Here is a 1,284-nt window from a genome sequence, read left to right as displayed (position 1 = left end):
CTGTCAGGAATTTTGTGTCTGAGGCCATGATGATGGAAAGGAGAATCATCACATGGCCATTGAGAAGGAACTTTTGGATCAGCTTCTTGCGGGGCGCGCTCCGAACGAGGTTTTCGCCAAGGACGGCCTCGTCGACGATCTGAAGAAGGCGCTGTCGGAGCGCATCCTGAACGCCGAGCTGGACGAGGAGCGCGAGGCCGGCGGCCCTGCCAATCGGCGCAACGGGGTGTCAGAGAAGTCAGTCCTGACCGGCACGTCCAAGATGACGCTGTCGATCCCGCGCGACCGGGCCGGCACCTTCGATCCGAAGCTGATCGCCAAATACCAGCGGCGCTTTCCCGATTTCGACGAGAAGATCATCTCCATGTATGCGCGCGGCATGACGGTGCGCGAGATCCGCGGGCATCTGGAAGAGCTCTACGGCATCGACGTGTCGCCCGACCTGATCTCGGCCGTGACCGATGCCGTGCTGGAGGAAGTCGGCGAATGGCAGAACCGGCCGCTCGACGCCGTCTATCCGCTGGTCTTCTTCGACGCCATCCGGGTCAAGATCAGGGACGAGGGCTTCGTTCGCAACAAGGCCGTCTACATCGCGCTCGGCATCCTGCCCGACGGCACCAAGGAGATTCTCGGCATCTGGATCGAGCAGACCGAAGGGGCCAAGTTCTGGCTGCGCGTCATGAACGAGCTGAAGAACCGCGGCGTCGCCGACGTCCTGATCGCCGTCGTCGACGGCCTGAAGGGCTTCCCCGAGGCGATCAACGCCGCCTTCCCCCAGGCGATCGTCCAGACCTGCATCGTTCACCTGATCCGCCATTCGCTCGAGTTCGTGTCCTGGAAGGATCGCAAGACCGTGATGCCGGCGCTGAAGGCCATCTACCGGGCCCAGGACGCCGAGGCGGGCATGAAGGCGCTGGAGGAGTTCGAGGCCGGCTACTGGGGCCAGCGCTATCCGGCGATCGCCCTGAGCTGGCGGCGCAATTGGGAACATGTCGTGCCCTTCTTCGCCTTTCCCGAGAGCGTGCGCCGGATCATCTACACCACGAATGCGATTGAAGCGCTGAACTCCAAGCTGAGGCGGGCCGTACGCACCCGCGGACACTTCCCCAGTGACGAAGCGGCAATGAAGCTGCTATATCTGGTGCTCAAGCACGCGGCCGAGCAATGGAAACGGCCACCGCGCGAATGGTTCGAGGCCAAAACCCAATTCGCCGTCGCATTCGGCGAAAGGTTCGTCAGCCAGTGACGGAAACGGGCCTCAGGCACAAAATATCCGACAGTCCC

1 protein-coding gene is annotated in these 1,284 nt (G+C 62.5%); it reads left to right on the top strand.

Features of this window, described 5'->3' with window-relative positions:
• Positions 1-52 precede the first annotated feature (52 nt).
• Positions 53-1,246: an IS256 family transposase gene (locus NYR58_RS20375; protein WP_261522945.1), complete on the top strand. Its 1,194-nt coding sequence runs from the start codon at positions 53-55 to the stop codon at positions 1,244-1,246.
• The last annotated feature ends 38 nt before the right edge of the window (positions 1,247-1,284 follow it).

It is taken from the genome of Chelativorans intermedius (assembly GCF_025398255.1).
Taxonomy (GTDB): domain Bacteria; phylum Pseudomonadota; class Alphaproteobacteria; order Rhizobiales; family Rhizobiaceae; genus Chelativorans; species Chelativorans intermedius.
This window is presented reverse-complemented; position numbering and strand designations above follow the sequence as displayed.